Origin of the sequence: Kribbella sp. NBC_01505 (genome assembly GCF_045040285.1) — a bacterium.
Classification (GTDB): Bacteria; Actinomycetota; Actinomycetes; order Propionibacteriales; family Kribbellaceae; genus Kribbella.
The window spans coordinates 3118241-3142837 of sequence record NZ_CP109425.1 but is presented as its reverse complement, the minus strand read 5'-3'; the positions used below and the strand labels follow the sequence as shown (position 1 = coordinate 3142837).

The 24597-nt window shown below is 68.1% G+C and carries 22 protein-coding genes and 1 tRNA gene; 10 read left to right on the top strand and 13 right to left on the bottom strand.

All coding sequences use genetic code 11. The features are described 5' to 3' along the window. Positions 1-93 precede the first annotated feature (93 nt). The gene (locus OG474_RS14750; RefSeq protein WP_405062845.1) at positions 94-705 is read left to right on the top strand and encodes a TetR/AcrR family transcriptional regulator; all 612 of its coding nucleotides are present in this window, start codon (positions 94-96) and stop codon (positions 703-705) included. Here OG474_RS14750 and OG474_RS14745 read toward each other — a convergent pair. Together OG474_RS14745 and OG474_RS14740 are read right to left on the bottom strand one after the other, a co-directional pair. After that, positions 650-1801: a DUF6652 family protein gene (locus OG474_RS14745; protein WP_405062844.1), complete on the bottom strand. Its 1152-nt coding sequence runs from the start codon at positions 1799-1801 to the stop codon at positions 650-652. The two genes, OG474_RS14750 and OG474_RS14745, sit on opposite strands and share 56 nt — an antisense overlap. 28 nt (positions 1802-1829) lie before the next feature. Next, a tRNA-Gly gene (locus tag OG474_RS14740) sits at positions 1830-1903 on the bottom strand. A 321-nt stretch (positions 1904-2224) separates the two neighbouring features. Between OG474_RS14740 and OG474_RS14735 the strand changes: the two genes are divergently transcribed. Together OG474_RS14735 and dcd are read left to right on the top strand one after the other, a co-directional pair. Beyond that, positions 2225-2665, top strand: a complete 441-nt coding sequence (locus OG474_RS14735; RefSeq protein ID WP_355459913.1) for a MarR family transcriptional regulator — start codon at positions 2225-2227, stop codon at positions 2663-2665. 281 nt (positions 2666-2946) lie between these two features. Next, the gene (dcd, locus tag OG474_RS14730) at positions 2947-3522 is read left to right on the top strand and encodes a dCTP deaminase (RefSeq protein ID WP_405062843.1); all 576 of its coding nucleotides are present in this window, start codon (positions 2947-2949) and stop codon (positions 3520-3522) included. Positions 3523-3606: 84 nt separating this feature from the next. Here dcd and OG474_RS14725 read toward each other — a convergent pair whose 3' ends face one another. The 4 genes from OG474_RS14725 to OG474_RS14710 all read right to left on the bottom strand — a co-directional run bounded on the left by OG474_RS14725 (position 3607) and on the right by OG474_RS14710 (position 7182). Next, entirely contained in the window at positions 3607-5133 is a 1527-nt protein-coding gene (locus tag OG474_RS14725) for a hypothetical protein (protein ID WP_405062842.1), read from the bottom strand. Between the two features lie 111 nt (positions 5134-5244). After that, the gene (locus OG474_RS14720; RefSeq protein WP_405062841.1) at positions 5245-5478 is read right to left on the bottom strand and encodes a hypothetical protein; all 234 of its coding nucleotides are present in this window, start codon (positions 5476-5478) and stop codon (positions 5245-5247) included. A 100-nt stretch (positions 5479-5578) separates the two neighbouring features. Further along, positions 5579-6427, bottom strand: a complete 849-nt coding sequence (locus OG474_RS14715; RefSeq protein WP_405062840.1) for a DUF4097 family beta strand repeat-containing protein — start codon at positions 6425-6427, stop codon at positions 5579-5581. Next, complete coding sequence (locus OG474_RS14710) at positions 6424-7182, bottom strand: hypothetical protein (protein WP_405062839.1); 759 nt, start codon at positions 7180-7182, stop codon at positions 6424-6426. Before OG474_RS14710 ends, OG474_RS14715 begins: the two co-directional genes overlap by 4 nt. Before the next feature lie 99 nt (positions 7183-7281). Here OG474_RS14710 and OG474_RS14705 point away from each other — a divergent pair, with 99 nt between their 5' ends. Beyond that, on the top strand, positions 7282-8076 hold the full coding sequence (locus tag OG474_RS14705) for an SDR family NAD(P)-dependent oxidoreductase (protein ID WP_405062838.1): 795 nt from the start codon (positions 7282-7284) through the stop codon (positions 8074-8076). A gap of 257 nt (positions 8077-8333) precedes the next feature. Here OG474_RS14705 and OG474_RS14700 read toward each other — a convergent pair whose 3' ends face one another. Together OG474_RS14700 and OG474_RS14695 are read right to left on the bottom strand one after the other, a co-directional pair. Further along, positions 8334-10481, bottom strand: coding sequence for a (Fe-S)-binding protein (locus tag OG474_RS14700; protein WP_405062837.1), 2148 nt, complete (start codon positions 10479-10481; stop codon positions 8334-8336). Between the two features lie 106 nt (positions 10482-10587). Further along, positions 10588-12039: a GAF domain-containing protein gene (locus OG474_RS14695; protein ID WP_405062836.1), complete on the bottom strand. Its 1452-nt coding sequence runs from the start codon at positions 12037-12039 to the stop codon at positions 10588-10590. A 100-nt stretch (positions 12040-12139) separates the two neighbouring features. Here OG474_RS14695 and adh point away from each other — a divergent pair, with 100 nt between their 5' ends. Both adh and OG474_RS14685 read left to right on the top strand, forming a co-directional pair. Continuing rightward, positions 12140-13663 (top strand): aldehyde dehydrogenase, encoded by a 1524-nt coding sequence (adh, locus tag OG474_RS14690; RefSeq protein ID WP_405062835.1) that lies wholly within the window; start codon positions 12140-12142, stop codon positions 13661-13663. A gap of 2 nt (positions 13664-13665) precedes the next feature. Further along, entirely contained in the window at positions 13666-14076 is a 411-nt protein-coding gene (locus tag OG474_RS14685) for a DUF779 domain-containing protein (protein WP_405062834.1), read from the top strand. A 201-nt stretch (positions 14077-14277) separates the two neighbouring features. On the opposite strand, the gene OG474_RS14680 is transcribed toward OG474_RS14685, so the two are convergent. Next, positions 14278-14763: a hypothetical protein gene (locus OG474_RS14680; protein ID WP_405062832.1), complete on the bottom strand. Its 486-nt coding sequence runs from the start codon at positions 14761-14763 to the stop codon at positions 14278-14280. Positions 14764-15028: 265 nt separating this feature from the next. Between OG474_RS14680 and OG474_RS14675 the strand changes: the two genes are divergently transcribed. Together OG474_RS14675 and OG474_RS14670 are read left to right on the top strand one after the other, a co-directional pair. Next, on the top strand, positions 15029-16231 hold the full coding sequence (locus OG474_RS14675) for a hypothetical protein (protein WP_405062831.1): 1203 nt from the start codon (positions 15029-15031) through the stop codon (positions 16229-16231). A gap of 210 nt (positions 16232-16441) precedes the next feature. After that, entirely contained in the window at positions 16442-19342 is a 2901-nt protein-coding gene (locus tag OG474_RS14670; RefSeq protein ID WP_405062830.1) for a M36 family metallopeptidase, read from the top strand. Between the two features lie 61 nt (positions 19343-19403). On the opposite strand, the gene OG474_RS14665 is transcribed toward OG474_RS14670, so the two are convergent. Together OG474_RS14665 and OG474_RS14660 are read right to left on the bottom strand one after the other, a co-directional pair. Further along, positions 19404-19841: a hypothetical protein gene (locus tag OG474_RS14665; RefSeq protein WP_405062829.1), complete on the bottom strand. Its 438-nt coding sequence runs from the start codon at positions 19839-19841 to the stop codon at positions 19404-19406. Positions 19842-19992: 151 nt separating this feature from the next. Beyond that, positions 19993-20997 (bottom strand): LacI family DNA-binding transcriptional regulator, encoded by a 1005-nt coding sequence (locus tag OG474_RS14660; protein ID WP_405062828.1) that lies wholly within the window; start codon positions 20995-20997, stop codon positions 19993-19995. 203 nt (positions 20998-21200) lie between these two features. On the opposite strand from OG474_RS14660, the gene OG474_RS14655 reads away from it, so the two are divergent. Continuing rightward, the gene (locus tag OG474_RS14655) at positions 21201-22118 is read left to right on the top strand and encodes an amidohydrolase family protein (protein WP_405062827.1); all 918 of its coding nucleotides are present in this window, start codon (positions 21201-21203) and stop codon (positions 22116-22118) included. Beyond that, positions 22115-22675, top strand: a complete 561-nt coding sequence (locus tag OG474_RS14650; RefSeq protein WP_405062826.1) for a cysteine dioxygenase — start codon at positions 22115-22117, stop codon at positions 22673-22675. Before OG474_RS14655 ends, OG474_RS14650 begins: the two co-directional genes overlap by 4 nt. Here the strand turns inward: OG474_RS14650 and OG474_RS14645 are convergent. Together OG474_RS14645 and OG474_RS14640 are read right to left on the bottom strand one after the other, a co-directional pair. Next, positions 22645-23640, bottom strand: a complete 996-nt coding sequence (locus tag OG474_RS14645) for a GlxA family transcriptional regulator (RefSeq protein WP_405062825.1) — start codon at positions 23638-23640, stop codon at positions 22645-22647. The genes OG474_RS14650 and OG474_RS14645 overlap by 31 nt on opposite strands. A 155-nt stretch (positions 23641-23795) precedes the next feature. Next, a complete protein-coding gene (locus OG474_RS14640) occupies positions 23796-24431 on the bottom strand; it encodes a class I SAM-dependent methyltransferase (protein ID WP_405062824.1) in 636 nt (211 codons plus the stop codon). Positions 24432-24597: the final 166 nt, after the last annotated feature.

Sequence of the window (24597 nt, the reverse complement as noted above, 5' to 3'; positions counted from 1 at the left end):
TACTTCACCCGTTGCCGTACCTAACTGACGGCGCACGGATCTGTTACGATCCCGTCAATAATGAACGGCCATTCGTAAACTCAGGAGGGCTGCTTGGCGCGTCCGCGGCTGGTCGACGACGACGTGATCCTGGATGCGACCCGCCTGGTGCTGGCCGAGGTCGGCCCGGCGAAACTCACGCTGGCGGCCGTCGGTGCCCGGGTCGGCCTGGCGCCGCCGACGCTGATGCAGCGCTTCGGCAGCAAGCGCGGCCTGCTGCTCGCCTCGGCAGCCCGGTCGCCGCAGCTGGTGCTCCGCGCCGCCGCGGCAGCGGAGGCGGCCAACACCTCGCCGCTAGTGATCCTCCGGGACTTCGTCCTCTCGACAGTCGCGCACATCGAGCGTCGTGCGCAGCTCGGCAACGGCCTCGGCTTCGACGTGTCCGACCCGGAGTTCCGCGAGCACGCCCTTGCCCACTCCGCCGCCGTCGTCAACAGCTGTGACCGGTTCTACCGAGCCGCGGTGGCAGCAGGCGAGCTGCGGCCGGAGACCGACGTACAGGCGCTCGCGCGGCACACCCTGGTCTGCTTCAACGGAGCGCTCCAGGTCTGGGCGGTGACCGGCTGGGGCTCGCTGTCCACGTTCCTCACCGAACAGCTCGACCTGATGCTCAGGCCCTACCTAGCGATGTCCGCCGGGCTCGATGCGAGACAACCAGTGCGCTGATGATGTCGGCCACGAAGACGAAGTGCAGCACCACGTGCAGTGCGCAGTACCGCGGACTGATCCGGCGCTGCCGCAGCATCAGCGCCAGGCAGGTGATCCCGTAGATCGAGGTCGGCAGCAACATCAGGTAGGCGCCGATGACGAACGGGGTGGCTCCGATGGAGGCAACGACCCCGACGAACCAGAAGTCGCTCGATTGACGTACTCCCCGCAGCGGCAGGTACGAGATGAATCCGACGACGACCGCGCCCAGCAGGAAGTTCTGCACGAAGAGCGGGATCATCACCAGCTTGACCGCGCGGGTCGACCGCCGCAGCAGCTCGAGGTCGTCGGCCAGGAAGGCGCGCACGGCGGTTCGGAACGCGACCAGAGGCACGATCGGGACGACCACCAGGACGATGAACGCCAGGGCCGGGACGTACCCGAGATACCAGAGCAGATCGGAATCGAAGACGGCGTACCACCCGAAGACCGACGCGAAGTACTCGAGCACCCAGATCGCGCCGAGGATCGACGCGACGGCCAGTACGCCGGTCAGCAGGTACCGCGACACCACTCCGGGCGGGCGCGCCGTACCGAGCCGGTTGCGGGCGACCTCGATCACGACCATCGCGCCGACGACGTCCGTGACGAAGAGGAACTGCAGAATCAGGTGTAGGCCGTAAAACACCCGCCCGATCCGCTCGTCCTTCCGCAGCACCGCCAGACAGGCCACCGGGTACGCCGAGGTCGGCAGCAGCACGAGATACGTCAGCACGACGAACAGCAGCGCGACCAGGAACCCGCGCAAACCGAAGTTGTCACGATCATCTGAGCCGACGTGGATGACAACCCGGCTCAGGGCGACGAAGTTCAGCACGAAGAACGGGATCTCGGCGATCTTCACGACATTCGCCGAAGCCTGCAGCGCGTCCAGCTGCCCGCCCCGCCGAAGCCGGATCGCGTCGGCGACCACCAGCCCGCCCACGACGAAATAGATCACCGCCCAGCCGACGAGCAGGGCGAACATCGCGGGCAGATCGTAGATCAGACCGGCCATCAGGAGCGCGCCGAGGCACAACCACACCCCGAGGGCCTTCGCCGCCGTACTGACCATGGGGGATGCCTCACCATGTGCTGACAAATGGAGCGGGTGACGAGAATCGAACTCGCACTGTCAGCTTGGGAAGCTGATGTTCTGCCATTGAACTACACCCGCGCGTCGCCGTACTGAACGAGCGGAGAAAGCATAACTGATGGGTGGGGGCAGCGGCGCGGTGGGTCCGCGCGGCGGATGCGGGGGTTGTTGCGCGGTCAGCTGAATGGGGCCGAACGCATCGAAATCGGGTCCGCGGACGGTTGGCGGGTCGCTTTGCGGGGGAGTTTTCCACAAAGGGTCCGTCCAAGGGCTGGGCATGCCCCGCATCTTCTGGCAGATTAGAACGCGTTGCCGGGGGCAACATTCGACGCAACGTGAGGATGCGGTCCTTGCCAGGACCGGACAAGATGGTTGCGGGGCAACTGGATGAAGGGGTGAACGGTGGCAACAGACACGAGTGACGCGCTGGAGAACCTGGAGAAGGAGCTCGTCACGTTGGCGCGGCGGCTGCGGGGTTTGCAGCGGACGCTGTCCGACGAGGCGCATCCTGACCTGGAGCCGGCGCAATATGCGTTGCTCAACCACGTCGAGGAGCTGGCGCCGGTGCGGATGGCCGACCTGGTCGCCGCGCTCGAGGTGGACAAGGGACCGGTCAGCCGGGCCTGTGCGCGACTCGAGGAGGAGGGCCTGCTCAAGCGCGCCGCCGACAAGACGGACGCCCGGGCGACCCTGCTGACGCTGACCGCGGCCGGCAAGCGCAAGCTCGCCGCGGCCCGCAAGAAGCGGCACAAGGTGATCGAGGACCTGCTCAAGGACTGGTCGCCGGCACAGGTCAAGACCTTCGCCACCCAGGTGTCGAAGTTCAACAAGCTGTCCGACTAGTTCGTTGCCTCAGGCATAGGAGTTGGGTCTCGCCGGGGAGCTGAGGGCTCCGGACGGTCCAGCACCGGTCGGCTGAGGTGATTTCCCGGTCGAGAGCGGCGCGTAAGTGGAGTGTCGCGGCTAAATCTCGGCACTGGCGGCGCCCAGGCGGGCACCTCGCGGCGTTGGAGGGAAAGCCACGATGGAAAAACATCGAGGCTTCCCCTCCGCCTTGCGATGCACGCACCTGGACACCGCCAGCACTCGAGCTTTTGCCGCGACACTCCACTAGTCTTCCTATCGTGCTGCTCTCCGACCGCGACATCCTGTCCGAGCTCGACGCCAAGCGCGTCCAGCTGGAACCGTTCGACGCCGCGATGGTGCAGCCGTCGAGCGTCGACGTACGGCTGGACCGGTTCTTCCGGGTCTTCGAGAACCACCGGTATCCGCATATCGACCCGGCCGAGGAGCAGCCCGACCTGACCCGTGAGGTCGAGCCGGAGGGTGACGAGCCGTTCATCCTGCACCCGGGCGAGTTCGTGCTCGGCTCGACGTACGAGATGGTGACGCTGCCCGACGACGTCGCGGCCCGGCTCGAGGGGAAGTCCTCGCTGGGGCGGCTCGGCCTGCTCACGCACTCCACCGCCGGCTTCATCGACCCCGGCTTCTCCGGGCACGTGACGCTGGAGCTGTCGAACGTCGCGACCCTGCCGATCAAGCTCTGGCCCGGGATGAAGATCGGCCAGCTCTGCTTCTTCCGGCTCTCCTCGCCCGCCGAGCACCCGTACGGCTCGGCCAAGTACGGCTCCCGCTACCAGGGCCAGCGCGGCCCGACCCCGTCGCGGTCCTTCCAGAAGTTCCACCGCACCGACATCTGATCGCCGGTACGACGAAGGCCCCGCGGAACCGTCGTTCCGCGGGGCCTTCGCTTCGTGCGTACTGAGCCTTCGTGGGTGCTGGGGTCAGGCGGTCGGCTTCATCGCGATCAGGATCTTGTCGGTGTCGTAGGAGTCACCCTTGTCGGTCTGGAGATAGGTGGCGCCGTACGGCGAGATGGCCTCCGGCGCGGGCGTCCCCAGCTTCGGGTCGTACAGGGACATGTCCGAGCCGAACTTGCTGCCGACATCGTCGCCCGGGACACCGGTCGTCGGTGTGACGTTGCCGGCGTCGGTCGGCGTGCTGCCGGTCGACGGGGTCGTGCTCGGGGTCGTGGTCGGCGCGGTCGAGGGCTGCGGGATGTCCGCGCCGGTCTTGGCGTCGAGCATCACCGGCTGGTCGTCCGCCCGGCCGTAGGCGACGCCGTGGAAGGCGCCGGAGATGATGGGAACCACGCGGCTGGCCGAGTTCTTGTTGTAGCCCCAGGCCTTCTTGCCGGTGGTGTCGTCGATGCCGATGATCTCTTCGGTACCCATGTTCTGGCCGGTGCTGCAGACGACCGCGGTGGCCTGGTCGGCGACGCAGCTGTACCCGTACGACTTCTCGGTGCCCAGCGTCGACTTCGTCTGGCCGACCAACGTCCCGGTCGCGATGTCCACGGCGTACAGGCCGCTGTCGTAGGTGTAGACCATGGACTTGGAGTTCGGGACGTACGACGAGCCGTTCAGGTAGGCGTGCTTGCTGCCGCCGACGGCCGGGGTCAGGTAGTCCATCTTGGTGGGGATCTGCTTGCTGATCTTGCCGGTGGCGCCGTCGTAGACCACGATCGTGCCGTCGTGGGCGCCTTCGGAGTTCGAGGCCTTCGCGCCGACGATCGTGCCGTTCAGCAGCCCGGCGGGGGTGAGGAAGGGGACGATGTTGGCCTTCTGCGTCTTCGGGTCGGCGTAGACGGTGAAGTCGCTGCTGCCGTTCTTGGCCGCGCCTTCGGTGCGCGAGCCCAGCCCGAGCGCGACCTGTCCGGTCGCGGGATCGTAGGTCCGGCTGCCGATGCCTTCGACGAGGGTGCCGGGGCCGAACTTCGCGCTGACGTCCACCGTGATCTCGGCGACCTTCTTGCCGTCGGCGGCGTCGATCCACTGGATGACGACCTGACCCTTGGCCTTCTGGGTGCCGCCGCCCTTGTCGGTCTGGGCGTAGGCGACCACCGCGACGTCCTTGCCGTCGAGCTTGACCGGCATCACGCCACTGTTGCCGTTGGTCGTGACGGTGTCGGCCTTCTCGGTCGCGAGCACGGTGAACGGCTCGCGCTGACCGGCGATGTTGCGACCGGTGAGACCGGTTCGGCCGACGACGAGAGCGGTCTGACCGACCATGCCCGCCGCCAGCGAGGCGTCAGCGGCACGGGCCTTGTCGGCCGGGACGCCGTACGCCGCGACGGCGGTGAGGCCCTTGGGCGGGTCGAAGGAGGCAACCGGCGGGGGTGCGGGAGTGGCCGGTGTGTCGCCGCTCTTCGGGGTGTCACTGCCCTTGCTGTCGTCCTTGCCGCCGCAGCCGGCCAGCAGGATCAGCAGGGCGGCACCGGTGGCGACAGCCTTGGCTGTTGGACGCTGCATTGTTGCTTCTCTCCCCGAGGTCAACGAAAAATGATCGCTTGAAACCTAGCAGCGTTTCCGGGCTCTGAATGCGGTGATCCACAAGGGTTGCACGAAGCTGCAACGCAACCGTCAGCGAACGACCGAGAGGCCGGTACCGCGGGGTTCGGGGCGGGCGTGCCGGGCCTGGGGCGCCGGAGTGGTGAGCGGCTCGAGTTTGTCGGCCAGCCGGCGCAGGGCCGAGGCCAGACCGTGCCGGGGGCCGCTGTCGGTCTCCTGGTGGTCGTGCAGGTACGCGCGGGCCTCGGCGGCCCGGACCTGCTCGGCGACGCGGTAGCGGGCGACCTCTTGGTGTTCGGTGATCATGGCCGTGCTCCTTCGAATGATTTGGTGCGGGGTGATTGTGGGAAGGCTGCCGCCCAGGTCCCGCCGGACCGTTGCCGGCGGAACCTCCTGGGGGTGTGGATCAGACCTTGACGACGGTGATGTCGCCGGTGACGGTGCGGGCCCGCAGAGTCAGCGAGCGCTCGCCCGCCTCGGGCTTCTGGCCGGGCTCCAGCTCACAGCGGATCTTCCCGGTGACCGTCTTCAGGTCCAGGTACGTCGGGATGCCGTCGGGAACCCCGATCCGGACATCGCCGTTGGCCGTCTCGGCCTGGATGCTCGGCCCGTCGGCCACCTCGACCGTGACGTCACCGGAGCCGGAGGTGGCGACCGAGTGGTCGCGGACGCGCTCGATGGTGATGTCGCCGGAGCCGACCTTGACGCTCGTCGGGCCGGCGGCGTCGCCGATCCGGACATCGCCGGAGCCGGTGCTCAGACCGATCGTCGCGGCGGCCTCGCCGATGTCGATCGACCCCGAGCCGGTGCTGCCCTTCGTGACGCCGGCCACGTGCGCGGCCCGTACGTCGCCACTGCCGGTGCTGACCGCGAGGTCGCCCTGGACAGTCTCGAGCTGGATGTCGCCGGAGCCGGTGGACAGGCGCGCTTGGCCTAGCGGAGCATGCGCGGTGATATCGCCGGAGCCGGTCTTGGCCCGCAGATCGAGGACCACCGGGGTGGAGATCCGGACGTGGATCTGGGGTCCGCGGCGGGTGCTGAAGTTTCTGCCCTTGCGCAGTTCGACGACCAGCTCACCATCCTCGATCGTGTAGACGACGTCCTCGTCTTCGCCGTCCTCGACCTCGAGGTCGACGATCGTCTGAGTGCCGTCGGCGGGGACCAGCAGGATCTGGCCGGAGCCGATCTCGATCCGGGCCCGGGTCAGCTGGAGCTCGTCCTCGTCCGCGATCAGTTGACTCGTGAAGCCGCTCATTGTGCCCATCCCTGGAATCGGTTGCTGGATCCGCGGCCACCCCGGCGGCGGTCTTTCTCTTCGCGGCGCCGTTCGGCCTCCGCGCGGCGCTCGTCGCGCCGGGCGTCCCGCTCGAAGCGGCCGCGGTCGTTGCCGAAGACACCGCCCTCACCGAACGGGCCGTCGGGACCGAACACACCGTCCGGGCCGAAGACGCCGTCGGGTCCGAGCGGACCGTCGGGGCCCAGCGGGCCGCCCGGGCCGAACATCCCGGCCTGCGGCGGCCGCGGCGGGCGGGGCGGGGCACCCGGGCGGCTGCGGCCACCCAGCGACATCATCACCGTGCGCATCAGCCACGCGTTCGAGGAGATGCCCTCGGCGGTCGCGGCTTCGTCGACCTTGTTCTTCACCGACATCGGCAGCCGCAGCGTGATCCGCGCGGTCGGCTCGTCGGCCTCTGGGGTCAGGTCGGTGACGTCGGAAGTGTCGTCGTCCACGTCCTCGTCCGTGTCGTCCGGCCCGGTCAGCTGGCTGGGGGCCGGCGTGACCACGAACTCGGGGCGGCCACCGGCCATCCGGAGCTCGACCGAACCGGGGGACAGCTCACGGCTGATCTCGCCGGCGGCGTCGGACAGGGCTGAGATGAGGGCCAGGCGGCCGGCGTCATCCAGCGTTGCTGCGAGGCGCTGGGCCACGGAGCGCGTTTGGTCGTCGGCGAGGGCGGTCGCGTTCTCGACGCTCCGCCGTACCGACTCGAGGTACGGTTCAAGTTCCATGACGCCAATACTGACGTCATCGTGACGTCACTGTCAACCCCTGGTGGCGTCATCGCGGCGTCAAGGGCAGAATGGGCGCTACCGAACCAAGGAGGAAACGTGTCCAGAGGAGTACTCGTGACCGGCGCATCGCGCGGGGTCGGCGCGGCCGCGGCGATGGCCTTCGCCCGCGGTGGCGACCGGGTCGTGCTGCATTGCCGCGGCGCAGTCGAGCGGGCCGAGGAAGTGCGCGCAGGACTACCTGGTCACGGGCACGCGGTGGTCGCAGCGGATCTCGGTGATCCGGCCGAAATTCCTTCCCTGGTTGAGGAATCGGCCCGTCTGCTGGGGCGCATCGACGTACTGGTGAACAATGCGGCGATGTATGTCGACGAGCCGGTCGCGGGGTCCCGGCGGGTCGGGCATCCACTCGCGGAGACGTCGTACGAGGAGTGGGTCACGGCCTGGCGGCGGACCCTCGCGGTGAACCTGGAAGGCACTGCCCACGTGACGTGGTGCGTCGCCCGGCAGATGCTCGACGTGGAGCCTGCCGAGGGGGTGCGGCGGGGTGCGATCGTCAACGTCGGGTCGCGTGGCGCCTACCGCGGCGAGCCCGACGTACCGGCGTACGGGGCCTCAAAGGCTGGATTGCAGGCGATGGGACAGTCACTTGCCGTCTCGCTGGCGCCACATGACATCACCGTGACGTCAATTGCGCCCGGATTCATCGCCACCGACCTGACAGCCGGCTTCCTGACCGGCCCCGGCGGCGACGCCATCCGCGCCCAGAGCCCCTTCAACCGCACCGCGACAGCCGAAGAGGTCGCCGACGCCATCCACTGGCTGGCATCCTCCCCGGCCGGCTGGTCCTCCGGCGCCGTCCTCGACTTCAACGGCGCTTCCTACCTGCGCTAGGGAACGAGTACGGGTGCAGCGGGTTGTTGCCGGCGACTCGTAGTCCGCGCCAGATCGAGGGCCCCGACCCCTGGACCGGCTTGTTGAACGCAGCCGCGGGTTCGGGGAGCAAAACCGACCGATTTCGGGGTGGAGGGCTCCCCGAACCGGTTTAGGGATGACGGTCGGCCAGCACGAATACTCCCCAAACCGATTTGGGGAGCGGAACCAACCGATTCCGGTTCACCACGCTCCCCAAACCAGACAGACAGCCCCCGCTACCCCCGCTTGACCGAGGCGAGCAGGAGCTGGGCGACGTCCTGGACCTCTACCTCTTCGCGGGCCGAGCCGTCGGCCTGCTTGGCGGTGAGGCCGTCCGAGAGCATCACCCGGCAGAACGGGCAGCCGGTGGCGATCTTGTCGGCGCCGGTCTCGACGGCCTCGGTGGTCCGGTTGACGTTGATCCGGGTGCCGACCTTCTCCTCCATCCACATCCGCGCGCCACCGGCGCCACAGCAGAACGACTTCGTCTTGTTCCGCGGCATCTCGGCGTACTCGGCGCCCGGAATGATGTCGAGCAGCTCGCGCGGGGCGTCGTACACCTGGTTGTGGCGACCCAGGTAGCAGGGGTCGTGGTAGGTGATCTTCTGGCCGTTCAGCGTGCTGTCGGCCGGGGCGACCGGGGTCAGCTTGCCTTCGCGGACCAGCCGGTTGAGCAGCTGGGTGTGGTGGATGACATCGAGCTCGACGCCGAGCTGCGAGTACTCGTTCTTCAACGTGTTGAAGCAGTGCGCGCAGGTGGAGACGACCTTCTTCGCGCCGGTCTCCTTGAAGACCTCCGCGTTCTGCATCGCCAGCTGCTGGAAGACGAACTCGTTGCCGGACCGCCGCGCCGGGTCACCGGTGCAGGTCTCGCCATCACCCAGTACGGCGAAGCTCACGCCGGCGATGTTGAGCAGCTCGGCCACGGCCTGGGTGGTCTTCTTCGCGCGGTCCTCGTAGGCACCCGCGCAACCGACCCAGAACAGGTACTCGACCTCTGCCAGCGTCTCGACGTCCGTGCCGACCTGCTTGACCTCGAACGGCAGGTCCTTGGCCCAGTCCATCCGGCCGGACGGGCTCATGTTCCACGGGTTGCCCTTGTTCTCCAGGCCCTTGAACAGCCCGTTGAGCTCGGACGGGAACGACGACTCGATCAGCACCTGGTAGCGGCGCATGTCCATGATCGCGTCCACGTGCTCGATGTCGACCGGGCACTGCTGCACGCAGGCGCCGCACGACGTACAGGCCCACAAGGCTTCCTCGTCGATGACCGCGACATCGGCCGGACCGACCAGCGGCTTCTCCTGCTCGTCGAGCACCAGCTGGGACAGCGACTTGCGGTCGCCCTCGGCGGCCAGCAGGTACGGCGCTTTGGCGTACGCGTGCTCGCGCAGGCCCATCATGATCAGCTTCGGCGACAGCGACTTGTCGGTGTTCCAGGCCGGGCACTGCGACTGGCAACGACCGCACTCGGTGCAGGTCGTGAAGTCGAGCAGGCCCTTCCAGGTGAAGTCCTCGATCTTGCCGACCCCGAGGGCCGCGTCCTCGTCGAGCTCCTCGATGTTCTCGAAGTCGATCGGCTGGCCGTTGACCATGATCGGCTGCAGCGCGCCGAGCGCCGTACCGCCGTCGGCCTTGCGCTTGAACCAGATGTTCGGCCAGGCGGTGAACCGGTGCCAGGCCACGCCCATGGTCGCGTTCAGCGAGATGGTGATCATCCACGCGAACGAGATCAGGATCTTGACCATCGCCACCAGGTAGACCGTGTTCTCGAGCGCGTGCTCGGACAGTCCGCTGAAGAGCAGGTCGCCGACCCAGAAGGTGGTCGGGAAGTGGAACTTGCTGCCGGCGCCGAGTGAGTACTCCAGGCCGCGCAGCAGTGCGATGCAGATCAGTACGCCGAGGATCGTGTACTCGACGTAGTACGCCTGCCAGGCGGTCGAGCCGAAGAACCGGCTGTAGCGGCCCTTCTCGCCGCGCGGCAGGGCGCGGAGCCGGATCACCATCAGACCGATGATCGAGACCAGGCCGGTCCAGGTGAGGAACTCGCTCACCCACTCGAAGACGAACCAGTGCCCGATGATCGGCAGCGCGTAGTGCGCGTCGAACAGCTGGCCGAACGCCGTCACCAGGCTGAGCACCAGCCCGAGGAAGCCGAAGGCCACGAACCAGTGCAGGACACCGATGTGGCTCCACTGCAGCATCCGGGTGTGCAGCAGCGTCTCCTTGGCCAGCGTGACACTGCGCTGCCCCGGCTGATCGGTCCGGCCGGGAGCAGGCTGGCCCAGTTTGATGACGGACACCATGTGCCCGATCGTCTTGCCGAACAACGCGACGCCGACCACGGCGATCGCGAGCGAGACGATGATGGCGAGGATCTGCATACCAGCGATGTTATTGGTTGGTTACTGGTGAGTCATGGCGATGCGGCAATCGTCACGCCAGCGTGTTCCGTCTCACTAGTGGCACTCAGGGCACCCTTCGTTGCACTCAGTAGTTGAGGCGGTCGAGCCGGGCAGCGACAGCCGCCCGGCGCGGGTCGTCGGCGGGCAGGCCCGTGTTCAGCACCTCGAAGATCTCCAGGTCCTCGGCGCCGGTCGCCGTCCGGGAGAAATGCCAGAGCAGGTCCGGGTCGCCGGCGTCGAGCACGCTGCGGCGGACGGTCGCGTCCAGCTCGTCGCGCTCGGCGCGAACAGCCGGGGCATCCGAGAGCGTCAGCAGCGGCCCGGTGTAGAGGTCGACGGCGGTCCGGAGGTCACCTCGACGCAGAGCGTTCTGTACGTCGGTGATGTCGCCGGTGACGTCCGCGATGATCCGGTAGGGCTTCGTGTCGAGCACTCCGCCGCCCAGCACGTTCCGCAGCCGGTGCATCTCGGCGCGGACGGTGGTCGGATTCCCCTCGTCGCCGTACAACTGGAGCATCAGCTGCTCGGCGGTGAGACCGGCCGGGTGTAGGAGAAGCAGCGTCAGCACCTCGGCTCGACGCAGCGTCAGGTTGATCTCGCGGCCGCCGACGACGGCCAGCGGCCGGTCGGAGCCGAGCAGCTTCAGTCGCAACGACGGTCGGGTACGGCGGATCGGCGTACCGGGGATGCGGAGGAGGTAGCCCTCGTCGAGCCGCTCGATCAGCCCCTCGCGGCCGTCGCCGAGATCGATCCGGTCGGTGTCGGCCGGAACGATCAGCCGGTCCGGCAGCCACTCGAGGGGCTGGACCGCAAGCACCCGACCGGTCGGGGTGAGCAGCGCGCCAGGCGCGTCGCCCAGCGCGACCAGGTGCTGCATGTTGCGGGCGCGCAGCATCTCGTCGGCCGCGGCCATCCGGACCCGCAGCTGTCCCTCGGCGAGCTGGGCCGCGGCTGTTACCAGCGCGACCATCGCAGGGTGCACAGTGCGCAGCGGGCCCGAGACGTCGACCGCACCGAGCAGCTTGCCGGTGTCCGGGTCGTGCACAGGCGCGGCCGCGCAGGTCCATTCATGAATGCGGCGGACGAGGTGCTCGGCCGAATGGATCTGCACCGGCTGACCGGTGGCGAGCGCCGTCCCCATCCCGTTGGTACCGATCTGGTCCTCCGACCAGACGGCTCCTTCCGACAAGGCGATCCGATCGGCCTGACGTCGTACGGCGGCTGATCCTTCGCGCCACAGGATCATCCCCCGGGCGTCGGTGATGATCATGATGTGCGACGCCTCGTCGGCGATCGTCGTCAGGGTCTGCCGCAACACCGGCAGGACGGCTTGCAACGGGTGGTTGGCGCGGACCGCCGCCAGGACATCGTGCTCGACGACCACCGGCGGCGCATTCAGCTCGGGATCGACCGCAGCAGCCAGCGATCGCTCCCAGGATGCAGCGACCAGCGGGCGCGGCACTCCGGGCACCCGGTTGCCACCGAGCACCTCGTCGTACAACGCACTCAACCGCCGCGCCTCGTCCGCCGCGTCCATCGCCTCACCTCTGTGTCCTGAGTCAGAACACGCGTGCAACGTCGATGCAACGTCGCACGCCCTAGATTCCGGTCCACGTCAGGTATCCCAAGGAGGACCTATGACGATCTTCGCAGCTCCTGGGCAGGATGGAAGCCCGGTCACCTACAAATCCCGCTACGACCACTTCATCGGTGGCGAGTGGGTCGCACCCGCCAAAGGCGGCTACTTCGAGAACCCGACTCCGATCACCGGTGCGAACTTCACCGAGATCGCCCGCGGTACGGCGGACGATGTCGAGCTCGCCCTCGACGCCGCCCACGGTGCCGCACCTGCCTGGGGCCGCACCTCACCGGCCGAACGGGCGAACATCCTGAACAAGATCGCCGACCGGATGGAGGCGAACCTCGAACTGCTCGCGGTCGCCGAGGCCTGGGACAACGGCAAGGCGGTGCGCGAGACCCTCGCCGCCGACATCCCGCTCGCGATCGATCACTTCCGGTACTTCGCGGGGGCGTTGCGGGCGCAGGAGGGGTCCGTCTCGGTGATCGACGACGACACGATCGCCTACCACTTCCACGAGCCGCTCGGCGTCGTCGCGCAGATCATCCCGTGGAACTTCCCGATCCTGATGGCGGTCTGGAAGCTGGCCCCGGCGCTGGCGGCCGGGAACGCGATCGTGCTGAAGCCGGCCGAGCAGACCCCGGCCTCGATCCACGTCTGGCTCGAGCTGATCGCCGACCTGCTCCCGCCCGGTGTGCTCAACGTGGTCAACGGGTTCGGCGTCGAGGCCGGCAAACCGCTTGCCTCAAGCAACAGAATTGCCAAGGTCGCGTTCACTGGTGAGACCACGACCGGCCGGCTCATCATGCAGTACGCCTCGGACAACATCATCCCGGTGACGCTGGAGCTCGGCGGCAAGAGCCCGAACCTCTTCTTCGCCGACGTCGCCGCGGCGCGCGACGAGTTCTACGACAAGGCGCTCGAAGGCTTCACGATGTTCGCGCTGAACCAGGGCGAGGTCTGTACCTGCCCGTCGCGGGCGCTGATCCAGTCGTCGATCTACGACCAGTTCCTCGGCGACGCGACGGCCCGGACGGAGGCGATCAAGACCGGCAACCCGTTGGACACCGACACCATGATCGGCGCCCAGGCCAGCAACGACCAGTACGAGAAGATCCTCGCCTACATCGACATCGGCAAGGCCGAGGGCGCGAAGGTGATCACCGGCGGCGAGAAGTCCGACCTCGGCGGCGACCTGAGCGGCGGCTACTACATCCAGCCGACGATCTTCGAGGGCGACAACAAGATGCGGATCTTCCAGGAGGAGATCTTCGGACCGGTCGTCTCGGTGACCCGCTTCGACGACTACGCGGACGCGATGAAGATCGCCAACGACACCCTGTACGGCCTCGGCGCGGGCGTCTGGTCACGCGACATCAACACGGCCTACCGGGCGGGTCGCGAGATCCAGGCCGGCCGCGTCTGGACGAACTGCTACCACGCCTACCCGGCGCACGCGGCGTTCGGCGGCTACAAGAACTCGGGCATCGGCCGCGAGAACCACAAGATGATGCTCGACCACTACCAGCAGACCAAGAACCTGCTGGTCAGCTACAGCCCGAACAAGCTCGGGTTCTTCTGATCGTGGTCCACCGTTCGGGGTGGAGGGGTGGGGAAGGTATTAAGCGAGTCCTACTGAGTGAGTCGGCGGCGGAGCTCCTCCGCCGGCTCACCGACATCCATGGCCCGCTGATGTTCCATCAGTCGGGCGGCTGCTGCGACGGCAGCTCCCCGATGTGCTTCCCCGACGGCGAGTTCCGGACCGGAGCGGCCGACGTACATCTGGAGGACCTGTCGGTGGACGGGCTCGAGAAGCCGATCGGCTTCTGGATGTCGGCCGACCAGTACGAGTACTGGAAGCACACCCAGCTCACAGTCGATGTCGTGAAGGGCCGCGGCAGCGGATTCTCGGTGGAAGCCCCCGAAGGAGTCCGCTTCCTGATCCGATCGCGTCTCTTCACCGATAAAGAGTCCGAGACCTTAGGACTCCTCTGAAGCGGGCACCGACCGTCCGGTGGCGTTGCCGGACGGCCGGCGCCCTTCAGACACAAAAACGGCCCCCCGAAGGGGGCCGTTGGACCAAAGCCGCGAGGCCTTGGCGTAGTCCCTCCATACTACCGCAGACCGTGGTCGATGTGGCGAGCGGCAGAACCTACAAACGGCCGACGAAGTGGAACTGACTGCTGACGGTGCCCGTCAGAGGTCCAGTACGGCGTTGTAGATCGCGGTGCTGTCGGAGTCGGTGAGGGCGTGTTTCAGGCGCAGGATCGTCTGTTGCTGCTCGTCGGTCGCGGCGGCGACCTTCTGGGCGTGCTCTACCTGGGGTCGGGCTACTGCGTGCAGCCAGAAGGTCAGGTCGATCTTCCAGGTCGCGGTGTGCAGTACGGCGTAGTAGCGCTCGTCGGTGATAGCCGGGGTGGGGCGGCGGTCGGCTCGTTCGTCGCGGAAGTCGACGGACTCGAGCTCGACCCGGCCGGCCAGGGTGGTGAGGCCGGTCAGCACGGTGGTCGTGGTGGCGTCCGGCGCGTCGAACATGACGTCGAGGTCGCGGGTGACCATCAGGCCGGAGCGCGCGCTGCCGATCAGGGTCGCCGGCCACCGGAACGCCGTACCGAGGTCGAGCTTCGTGAACAGTTCGTGAGCTTCGATCTGCAGTGCGTGAGCATCCTCGACGAGTGACATGCGCCCATTCTGCGGAAAGTCGCGGGGAATCCTTCATTGTTTTCCCGATCAGGCAGAACGCCGTCCTGACGGGGAAAACCGGGGCCGGTCGGGGCGGGTGTCACGGGTGCGCCCATGACATTTGTCAGAGGTCTTTTCGCTGGTGCCGGATCCCGTGCCGGGCGGACGATTTCGAGCACCAACCAACTGTCGGTCACCGCCATTACCGATCTCGCCAAAAGAAAGATCGCTAGTGTCCGGTGGCCTGCCCACTCGAGGAGTTCTGTTGAGGCAACGGATTCTCGTGTCCGCCCTGGGCGCCGGCGCACTGGCCGTCGCGGGACTGACCGCAGCTACAGGGGCCTACGCGGCCCCGATCACCCCCTACACCGCCGGGAAGCACGCGGCGCAGGTCTGCTCGGCCGCCAAGGCCAAGCACACCGCGAGCTGCCACGCGATCAAACTGGTCGCCAGCAACGGCATCACCCCCGCCGCGGCCGCACCACCGGCCACCGGCCTCACTCCGACCGGCCTGCGGAACGCGTACAAACTGAACGGATTGAGCGCAGCCGGCCGTACCGTCGCGATCGTCGACGCCTACGGCTATCCGAACCTGGAGCGCGACCTCGGTGTCTACCGCTCGCAGTTCGGCCTGTCGGCCTGTACGACGGCCAACGGCTGCCTGCGGGTGATCAACCAGACCGGCGGGACCACCCTGCCGACCTTCAACGTCGGCTGGGCCGGCGAGCAGGCACTCGACGTCGACGCGGTCTCGGCCGCGGCGCCGGACGCCAAGATCGTGGTGGTGCAGGCCAAGTCGGCCAGCTTCGCCGACCTGGGTACCGCGGTCCAGACGGCCGCCAAGCAGGCCGGTGTGGTCGCGATCTCCAACAGCTACGGCGGTGGCGACGCCTCCGACAGCAGCTACGGCGCCTACTACAACCACCCCGGGATCGCCGTCACCGCTTCGACGGGTGACGACGGCTACCAAGGCGGCAGCTACCCGGCGTCGTCGGCGTACACCACGGCCGTCGGCGGTACGTCGCTGGTTGCCGCGAGCAACTCTCGCGGGTGGAACGAGACGGTCTGGGACGGCGCCGGATCGGGTTGTTCGACGTACAACACCGCGTTGAGCGCGGCCGCGTCGTTCGGCACCGGTTGCTCGAAGCGGGCGATGGCGGACGTGTCCGCCGCGGCCGACCCGGGCAAGGGCGGGATGGCGATCTACTACCCGACCAGCAAGACCGCGTCGACCTGGGCGCAGTTCGGCGGCACGAGTGAGGCGGCGCCGATCATCGCCGCGGTCTACGCGCTGTCCGGCAACACCGCCGGCTACGCGAACGCCACGCCGTACGCACACCCGGGCTCGCTGTTCGACGTGACCAGCGGCAGCAACGGATCCTGCCCGACCACCCAGTGGTGCAACGCACGCACCGGTTGGGACGGTCCGACCGGACTGGGTACTCCGAACGGCGCGGGCGCGTTCTAACTACCCACTGAAAAGGCGGCCGGACCCTTACCGCGATTAGGGTCCGGCCGCTCTGTGCTGCCGTTTTTCCGGAAGGGCCGGAAGCGAAGGACATCCCTCGTCTCCGCGTCATTCCGGTGAGTTCTCTTCCCCGGTGCCGGTCGCGGGCCTAAGGTCGAGCGCGGACGGGTCGCGGAGGGCGATCCGCCGAACACTTTCTGGAGCGTTGCTGTGAGCACATCACGCAGACGGCGGGGGCTTCTCGCAGTCACCGCGGTCTCCGCCGCCACCATGCTGGCCGTGACGGCCGCTGCGGGCGGCGCCACTGCCGCGCCGGCCGCCGGTCCCGGCGAGGGCAAGGCGGCCCCGGCCGAGAAGACCCTGGGCAAGGAGCGGAAGGGCAACTACGACGCCCGGACGCCGAACGCGAAGACGACCTACAGCCGCGCCGCCAAGGTGGCCGGTAAGGAGTCGGACGCGTCGGAGAAGTTCCGCAACTCGCTCGGCACCCAAGGCATCGTCTCGCTGGACCCGAACACCGGGACCCCGGCCCAGGTGTCGAAGCTGGACGGCTTCCTGACCGGTCGCAGCGGCAAGAAGGCCGCCGACGTCGCGCTGGGCTACGTGAAGGCGCACCCGGAGGTCTTCAAGCTCACGACCGCCGACCTCGCCACGCTGAAGCTGCGCAAGGACTACGTCGACGACCTCGGCACCCACCACATCTTCTGGTCCCAGGTGGTCGACGGGATCGAGGTCTTCGGCAACGGCCTGAAGGCCAACGTCACCAAGCACGGCCAGCTGATCTCCGTCATGGGTTCGCCGGTCGCCGGGCTGACCAGCCAGGCCGAGGCCCGCTCGGCCGCGCCTGCGGTCTCCGCCGACCAGGCCCGGGTCAAGGCCGCCGACGACATCGACGGTACGGCGAAGTCCGCGACCTCGAAGCAGGCCGGCAGCACGGTTGTCTGGAGCAACGGCGACCAGGTCAAGCCGGTTTGGTTCCACACCGCCGACGGCCTGCGCAAGGGCTGGATGACCTACGTCAACACCGGCGGCAGCAAGATCTACACGCACGTCATCGACGCACAGTCCGGCGGCCTGCTCTACCGTCGCGACCTGTCCAACGAGGCCACCGGTGACGCGCTCGTCACCGACAACTACCCGGGCGCGCCCCTGGGCGGCAAGCAGCACGTCGAGAACCTGATCTACAACAAGTGGCTGCCGAAGAACGCGAAGTCCCTGCTCGACGGAACGTCGGTGAAGGCCTTCGCCGACATCAACGACGACAACCAGCCGAACGCGGGCGAGACCGTCAAGGTCCCGGGCACCAAGACCGGTGCGGAGTACAAGCTCACCCCGTTCAGCAGCAACCCGCTGTGCTCGGCGTCGTTCGTCTGCACCTGGGACCCGGCCAAGCCGGACTCCTGGAAGACGAACATGAACGAGGACGTCACCAACGGGTTCTACCTGGCCAGCAACTTCCACGACTGGCTGGCCAAGCCGCCGATCAGCTTCACCCCGGCGGCCGGCTCGTTCGACGCCGCGGGCGGCGACCCGGTGAGCCTGAACGCGCTGGACGGCGCCGCCACCGACGCGAACGGTGGACCGGACGCGAACCACATCAACAACGCGAACATGAACACCCCGCCGGACGGCATCTCGCCGACCATGCAGATGTTCCTGTTCGGCTCGCCGGGTGACAACGAGACCGTGCCGAGCAGCTCGTCGACCTCGGGCGAGATCCTGTACCACGAGTACACCCACGGCCTGTCGAACCGCCTGGTCGTCGACGCCGGCGGCAACTCGACGCTGAGCAGCATCCAGGCCGGCTCGATGGGTGAGGCGTGGAGCGACTTCTACGCGCTCGACTACCTGGCCTCGCACAACCTGGAGAAGGACACCGTCGCGAACGGCGAGATGCGGATCGGCAAGTACGACACCGCCGGCGGCACCATCCGCACGATGCCGAACGACTGCCGGGTCAAGGCCAAGGAAGCGGCCTGTGTCGGTATCGACGGCTCGCAGGGCGGCTACACCTACGGCGACTTCCCGACCATCGGCGGCACCCCCGAGGTGCACTCCTCCGGTGAGGTCTGGGCCCAGACGCTGTGGGACCTGCGGGAGCGCTTCGGCCGCACCTACGCGCTGAGCATCATCACCCGCGCGATGGAGCTGTCGTCGGCCGACCCGACCATGCTCGACATGCGCAACGCGATCGTGCAGGCCGACCTGGTCGCCAGCGGCGGCAAGAACGCCGGCATCATCTGGCAGGTCTTCGCCAACCGCGGCATGGGCTGGTACGCCGGTGTCATCAACGGTGGCGACGCCTTCCCGGCGGAGGACTTCCACAAGCCGCCGACGGGCAAGACCACCACGCTGACCGGAACCATCACCGACAAGGACACCGGCGCCCCGATCCCCGGCGCGCTCGTCTACATCGGTGGCCACTCGTCCGGTTACGCCGGCGACTACGCGGCGACCACCGACGCGGCCGGCAAGTACGCGATCACCGGGGTTGCCCCGGGCACCTACCCGAAGCTCGTCGTCGCTTCCCCGGGCTACGAGCTGGCCGTCAACCCGGTCGTCGTCAAGGCCGGCGCCACCGCGACCTACGCCGTACGACGGAACTGGGCGGCTGCCTCCGGCGGCGGCACGATCGCCGCGTTCAACGGGCCTGACTTCAGCGACAACAACTGTGGTCCGACCGGCGCGATCGACAACGTCCAGGGCACCGGCTGGGGCAGCACCACCGGCAACGACGCCGGCGACGCGACCAACGTGATGATCCCGAAGCACATCGACATCAAGCTCCCGTCGAAGGTGACCATCGACTCGTTCAAGGTCGACCCGTCGAACATCTGCGGTGACCCGGGCAGCTCGTCCACCGGTCAGTACCGGATCGAGACCTCGGCCGACGGCACCACCTGGGCCACCGCCCAGGAAGGTACCTTCACCGCCGCCAACCGCGGCAAGTACAACGTCGTCACCCCGACCGCCAACGCGGCCGGCGTCCAGTACGTGCGGTTCACGATGCTGAGCCCGCAGGTCCCGGACTTCGCCAACGCCTGCCCGGGCCCGTTCGGTGGCTGCCAGTACACCGACATGACCGAGCTCCAGGTCTTCGGCAAGAAGTAGCAGTCCTGCGCACCAACTGACTGTGGCGGTCACCCAGCTGGGTGGCCGCCACAGTTGCGTTTCAGCGGTTGGTCGCCGCGGTCGGGAGCGGGTTCGGGCCGCGGTCGGCCTCGCCCAGGGAGACGAACCAGCCGCGCTCCCGCTGCCTTACTTCCAGTTCGAACCCACGGCACGCACCCTGGCCGCGAGGGACGACGACGGTGCCGAAGGCGAGGTAGTCGGCGAGTTCGCTCGGCAGGACGGCGACCCGCGCTCCGCTGAAGTCCGATCCGCGGCACTGGTCGATCAGCCGTCCGACCGCCGCCTCGCGTCCGCTGAGGTCGGGGTCCGCCACTTTGAGCAACCCGTCCTTGTCCTGTACGGCGAGTGCGTGGAGGGCGCTGTCCGCGGCTGCCTGGGAGCTCTCGGCACCGGAGGGACCGCCGAGCTTGTCGACCACCAGAACTGTCGCCGTCCCCCAGACCGCGACCACGCCCGCGATGGCGAGCAGAACCTTCATCGCACCAGCCCCCTTGCTCGTGTGGTCTGGTGAGACGCCCGAACGCGCCGGTCCGTTGCCGGTATCCACATTCTGGGACCGGCCAAGTAAGTCTAGTCGGTTGGTTTAGTTTCGAGGGGTGGATGCAGGGAGCGGTCGGTCGGCGCTCCGCTCAGGTGGGCGGAGCGGCGACCGAGCCGCGCTCGATCAGGATCGGTGCGACGGTGGTCCGGCGGACCCGGCGGTTCGTGTCGACGGTGGCCGTGACGCGGGCGACCACGTCGGTGACCAGGTCGTCGAGCGGCCAGTGGAAGCTGGACAGCGGTGGCGTCAGCAGCTGGGAGAGCGGCTGGTCGTCGTAGCCGAGCAGCGAGAGATCCTCCGGGACACGGAGGCCGAGCTCGCGACTGGCGGCATACACACCGAAGGCCATCGAGTCGGCGAGCGCGAGGATGCCGGTCGGGCGCGGGCTGCTGGTGAGCAGGGTGCGGGCCACGGCGGTCGCGCCGGGCAGGTCGTGCGGGCACTGCAGGATGCGGATCTTGAGTTTGAGGTTGACCGCGACGCGCTGGGCGATCTCCTCGGCCGGGCGCTCGATCTCGGCGCGCAGGGTCGGGCTGAGCACGGCGACGTCGCGGTGGCCGGCGTCGGCCAGGCGCTGCAGCGCCGTGCTGACGCCGGACTCGTTGTCGAAGACCACCTCGGACTTGGCCTTGGCGCCGGGCAGCGCGTCGCCGATCGCGATCACCGGGGCCTGCTGGGCGATCGTCGACCAGCCCGGGGCGGCCGGATCGATCGGGATCACCACGATCGCGTCGGCGCGGTGGTCGACCAGATGCTGGGCCAGCTCGAGCTGGCGACGGGCGTCACCGGCGGAGTCGATGATCCAGGCGTTCCTGTCCGGGGCGAGGAGCTCGCGACCGAGGGCGGCCGCGAGGCGCTGCTGCCAGAGGTCTTCGAGGGACGCGCACAGCACGCCGATGGATCCGCTGCGGCCAGACGCCAGGGCGCGAGCCACCGGGTCGGCCTGGTAGCCGAGCCGCTCGGCCGCCTCTTGGACCCGCTGCCGGGTCTCCGGGGTGCCGTGCAGGCCGCGCAGCGCGTAGGACACCGCAGCCATCGACAGGCCGGTGTCGGCCGCGATGTCTTTGAGGGTCGGCCGTCGGCTTCCGGACATGCCTTGAACCCTAGCCCGCACCTCGGACAAAAACTTGACAAGAATGGCTTTGAAGCGCTTCACTCTTCCTGTAGTGAAGCGCTTCAATCTGATCAAAGAGCGCAGCGATTTGACCATCTGAGTCAGCAAAGAGCGCAGCGATTTGACGATCTGAGTCAGCAAACACAACTGGTTCGTCAGGTACCCGGACGGAAGGAGGAGCTGTGATCGACATCCACCAGCACCTCTGGCCGGCCGAGTTCATCGACCGCCTGCGCGCCCGGACCGAGCCGCCGTACCTCGACGGCTGGACGCTGCACACCGCGACCGAGACGCCGTACGAGGTGGATCCCGCGGCGCACGACGTCGAGGCCCGGGTCGCGATCGAGCGCGAGCTCGGGACGGAGCTGGCGGCGGTTTCGCTGTCCTGCGCGCTCGGGATCGAGTCGCTCGGTGACGACGTGCTGTTCGACGCCTGGCACACCGGGGTGGCGGCGCTGCCCGAGCCCTTCAAGGCGTGGGCCTCGGTGCGGTTGCCCGAGCCGGATCTCGACGAGGCGAAAACCCTTCTGGACAAGGGATTCCTGGGCTTCCAGCTGCCCGCGCACGTGCTCACCACGCCGGCCGGCTGGTCGGCGTACGGGGAGCTGCTGGCGATCGCCGAGGGATGGGACCGGCCGGTGCTCGTGCACCCCGGGATCGCCGACCCGGCCGGCGACGTACCTGGCTGGTGGGCCCCGGTGGTCGACTACAGCCAGCAGCTGCAGGCCGCTTGGTGGGCCTGGCACGCGTACGGCGGGCGTCGTGAGTTCCCGCGGCTGCGGATCTGCTTCGCCGCCGCGGCCGGCCTCGCGCCAGTGCACCACGAGCGGCTGTCCGCGCGCGGCGGCCGCCTCGGCACCATCGACACCAACCTGTACGTCGACACCTCGAGCTACGGCCCGCAGGGAATCGACGCGGTCGCGCGGATCCTCGGTATCGACCAGGTCGTGCACGGCACCGACCGGCCGTACGCCGGGATCGTCGACCTTCGCCAAGGCGCCGCTGCGACCGCAGTGATCCGCCACGACAATCCGAACCGGTTGCTGTTCGGGGGAGACCCCAGCGCCGGCCATCCATCTCCTGAGAGGGGAGTGCAGTGACTGCTCAGCCCATCGACGCACCCGTCGTCCCGGCACGTCATCCAAGCCGGTTCGTGGATCTCAACAACTGTCTGTCGCTGGACAACCTTCCGGGCCGCGACCTCGACCAGCAGGAGCTGACCGAGCTGGCGTCGTCCATCGCCGCGCAGCCGCACCTGTGGGAGGACAAGGTCGCCTACAGCGACGACGAGCGCGTCTTCGCCTCGCTGCATCGCGACGCCAACGTCGATGTCTGGCTGCTCTGCTGGACCCCCGTCAACGACACCGGCTGGCACGACCACGACACCTCCTCGGGTGCCGTGGCCGTCGCCAGAGGCAAGCTCGTCGAGCACAACCTCGCCATCGGCGCGGACTCGATCGAGACCGAGGTGGTCGCCGGCGACGTCTACGGCTTCGGCCCTGACCACATCCACCGCATGGTCGGCCTCGACAAGGGCAGCGTCAGCGTCCACGTCTACAGCCCGCCCCTGTGGCGGATGGGCCAGTACTCGGTCAAGGACAACGTCCTGCGCCGGGTCTCGGTCTCCTACGCCGACGAACTCCGCCCGATCGACTGAAACGCTTTGCGATAACCGATCGGGGAGGTCCGCACCTGACGGGTGAAGTGCTGGCGCATGTTGATCGCCGTACCGAAGCCGCAGTGCTGAGCGATCTCCTCGATCGGGATCGTCGTGGTCTCCAGTAGCTCCTGCGCATGCTGGATACGCTGCCGCAGCAGCCACTGCAGCGGCGTCGTACCGGTCTGTTCACGGAACTTGCGGTTCAGGGTCCGCGGACTGACGGTCGCGTACGACGCCATGTCGGCCAAGGTGATCGGTTCGGCGAGGTTCTCGCGGATCCACCGCATCGTCGGCTCCAGCGAACCGCAGTCCGGGCCGGGCTCCGGATGCACGATGAACTGCGCCTGTCCGCCGTCCCGCAGCGGCGGCAGCACGATATGGCGGGCCACCTCGGCCGCGACGGCCGATCCGAAATCCTTGCGGACCATGTGCATGCACAGGTCGAATCCGGTCGCCGCCCCGGCCGAGGTCAGGACGTTGCCGCAGTCGGCGAACAGGACGCTCGCGTCCACCTGAACCTCCGGGAACCGCTCGCCCAACGCGTCCGCCGACGTCCAGTGCGTGGCCGCGATCTTCCCGTCCAGCAACTCGGCCGCGGCCAGCACCAGCGCGCCTCCGCAGATCGACGCGATCCGCACACCTCGCGCATGCGCCTCCCGCAGCAGCGCCACCACCTCGGCCAACGGATGGCTCACGTTGTATCCGCCCGGCACGATGATCGTGTCCGCGGTCCGGGCGTCGTCCAGCGTGTAGGGCGCCGAGATCTGGAACAGCTCCAGCCCGCCCGGCCCCCACAGCGCGGTCCCGGGACGCTCCGCACACACGATCACGTCGTACAGCGGCGCGCCCCAGAACTCACCCGCAGCCTTCTCCAGCGCCCGCGCCGTCCCGAACACCTGAGCCGGAATCGCCACATCCAGCACAGCCGACCGATCCGACACCACCACCGCCACCCGATGCATGACCACAATCTATCGAACAACGGCATTCTTGCCACTTTCTCGTCCGGCCGGCGAACAGAACGATGGAGCCATGCTGATGCTCCTGCTCCAGATCGCCGTCTACGTCATCGGACTCCTCTTCATTCTTCTCCTCGGCTACCTCACCGACCGCCTGCTCAATCCCGCTGACCGATCCCGAAGAGCAGCGAACTCGACTGCACCAGCTCGGGATGAAGATCGGCGAGCCGCGAACACTCGAGCGCAGTCTGCAGCGGGTCGGGTTCGTGCGGACTGTCCGGTAGCGCCAGTCCCTGGTAGTGATCGTCGACCATCGGGCTCAACCAGCCGCCGGCCACGGTCAGCCCATGGATCGACACGGCGCGCAGACCGGCTCCCGTCAGCTCGGACCGCAACTGTGCCACCGTGTGGTACGCCGCATGTGCCCGCGGGGCCGCCGTCCGATTGACCGCGACCGCCGCCACGAACCCGCCGTACTTCGTCACCCGAATCGCTTCCCGCAAGGCGGCCCGGCGATCCGCGGCATGCACCAGCGAGTGCATCAGCCCGGACAGGAAAGCCGCATCGAACTCCTCGTCCTCGACCTGCCGTGCGACCGGATTCAGCATCCGCACGTCGTACCCGTCCGCCCGCAACCCCTTCGCATGAACTCCTGGGCCGCCGCCGATATCCGCTACCTTCGCCGGCGGCTCCGGCACGTACCGGCGCAGCAACTCCCGCACCCGCGCCAACTCCAGCCGCCCCTCGGCACCCGAACCGAACCGGCTCGGGTCACGTTCGTCATGAATCGTCATGACGAACAAGCCTCACCACATCTGCCCTCCCCGGGGAGGGCAGATCGCGGGGCATTCAGGGGCATCCCGGGGCAGATCGCCAATCCCCGTTGATCTCTCACCAAAGGCCCGCTCGGCCTGCTCAATGATCCGCAGCAGGCGGTTCCTACCAGCCCGGCATGTTCGA

Bases quoted from the DNA above. Each gene is read 5' to 3' on its own strand.
- OG474_RS14720 (WP_405062841.1), bottom strand. From the start codon at position 5,478: ATGATCACCGAACACCAAGAGGTCGCCCGCTACCGCGTCGCCGAGCAG.
- OG474_RS14745 (WP_405062844.1), bottom strand. From the start codon at position 1,801: ATGGTCAGTACGGCGGCGAAGGCCCTCGGGGTGTGGTTGTGCCTCGGC.
- OG474_RS14725 (WP_405062842.1), bottom strand. From the start codon at position 5,133: ATGCAGCGTCCAACAGCCAAGGCTGTCGCCACCGGTGCCGCCCTGCTG.
- OG474_RS14695 (WP_405062836.1), bottom strand. From the start codon at position 12,039: ATGGACGCGGCGGACGAGGCGCGGCGGTTGAGTGCGTTGTACGACGAG.
- OG474_RS14645 (WP_405062825.1), bottom strand. From the start codon at position 23,640: ATGCATCGGGTGGCGGTGGTGGTGTCGGATCGGTCGGCTGTGCTGGAT.
- OG474_RS14715 (WP_405062840.1), bottom strand. From the start codon at position 6,427: ATGAGCGGCTTCACGAGTCAACTGATCGCGGACGAGGACGAGCTCCAG.
- OG474_RS14680 (WP_405062832.1), bottom strand. From the start codon at position 14,763: ATGTCACTCGTCGAGGATGCTCACGCACTGCAGATCGAAGCTCACGAA.
- OG474_RS14660 (WP_405062828.1), bottom strand. From the start codon at position 20,997: ATGTCCGGAAGCCGACGGCCGACCCTCAAAGACATCGCGGCCGACACC.
- OG474_RS14640 (WP_405062824.1), bottom strand. From the start codon at position 24,431: ATGACGATTCATGACGAACGTGACCCGAGCCGGTTCGGTTCGGGTGCC.
- OG474_RS14710 (WP_405062839.1), bottom strand. From the start codon at position 7,182: ATGGAACTTGAACCGTACCTCGAGTCGGTACGGCGGAGCGTCGAGAAC.
- OG474_RS14665 (WP_405062829.1), bottom strand. From the start codon at position 19,841: ATGAAGGTTCTGCTCGCCATCGCGGGCGTGGTCGCGGTCTGGGGGACG.
- OG474_RS14700 (WP_405062837.1), bottom strand. From the start codon at position 10,481: ATGCAGATCCTCGCCATCATCGTCTCGCTCGCGATCGCCGTGGTCGGC.
- adh (WP_405062835.1), top strand. From the start codon at position 12,140: ATGACGATCTTCGCAGCTCCTGGGCAGGATGGAAGCCCGGTCACCTAC.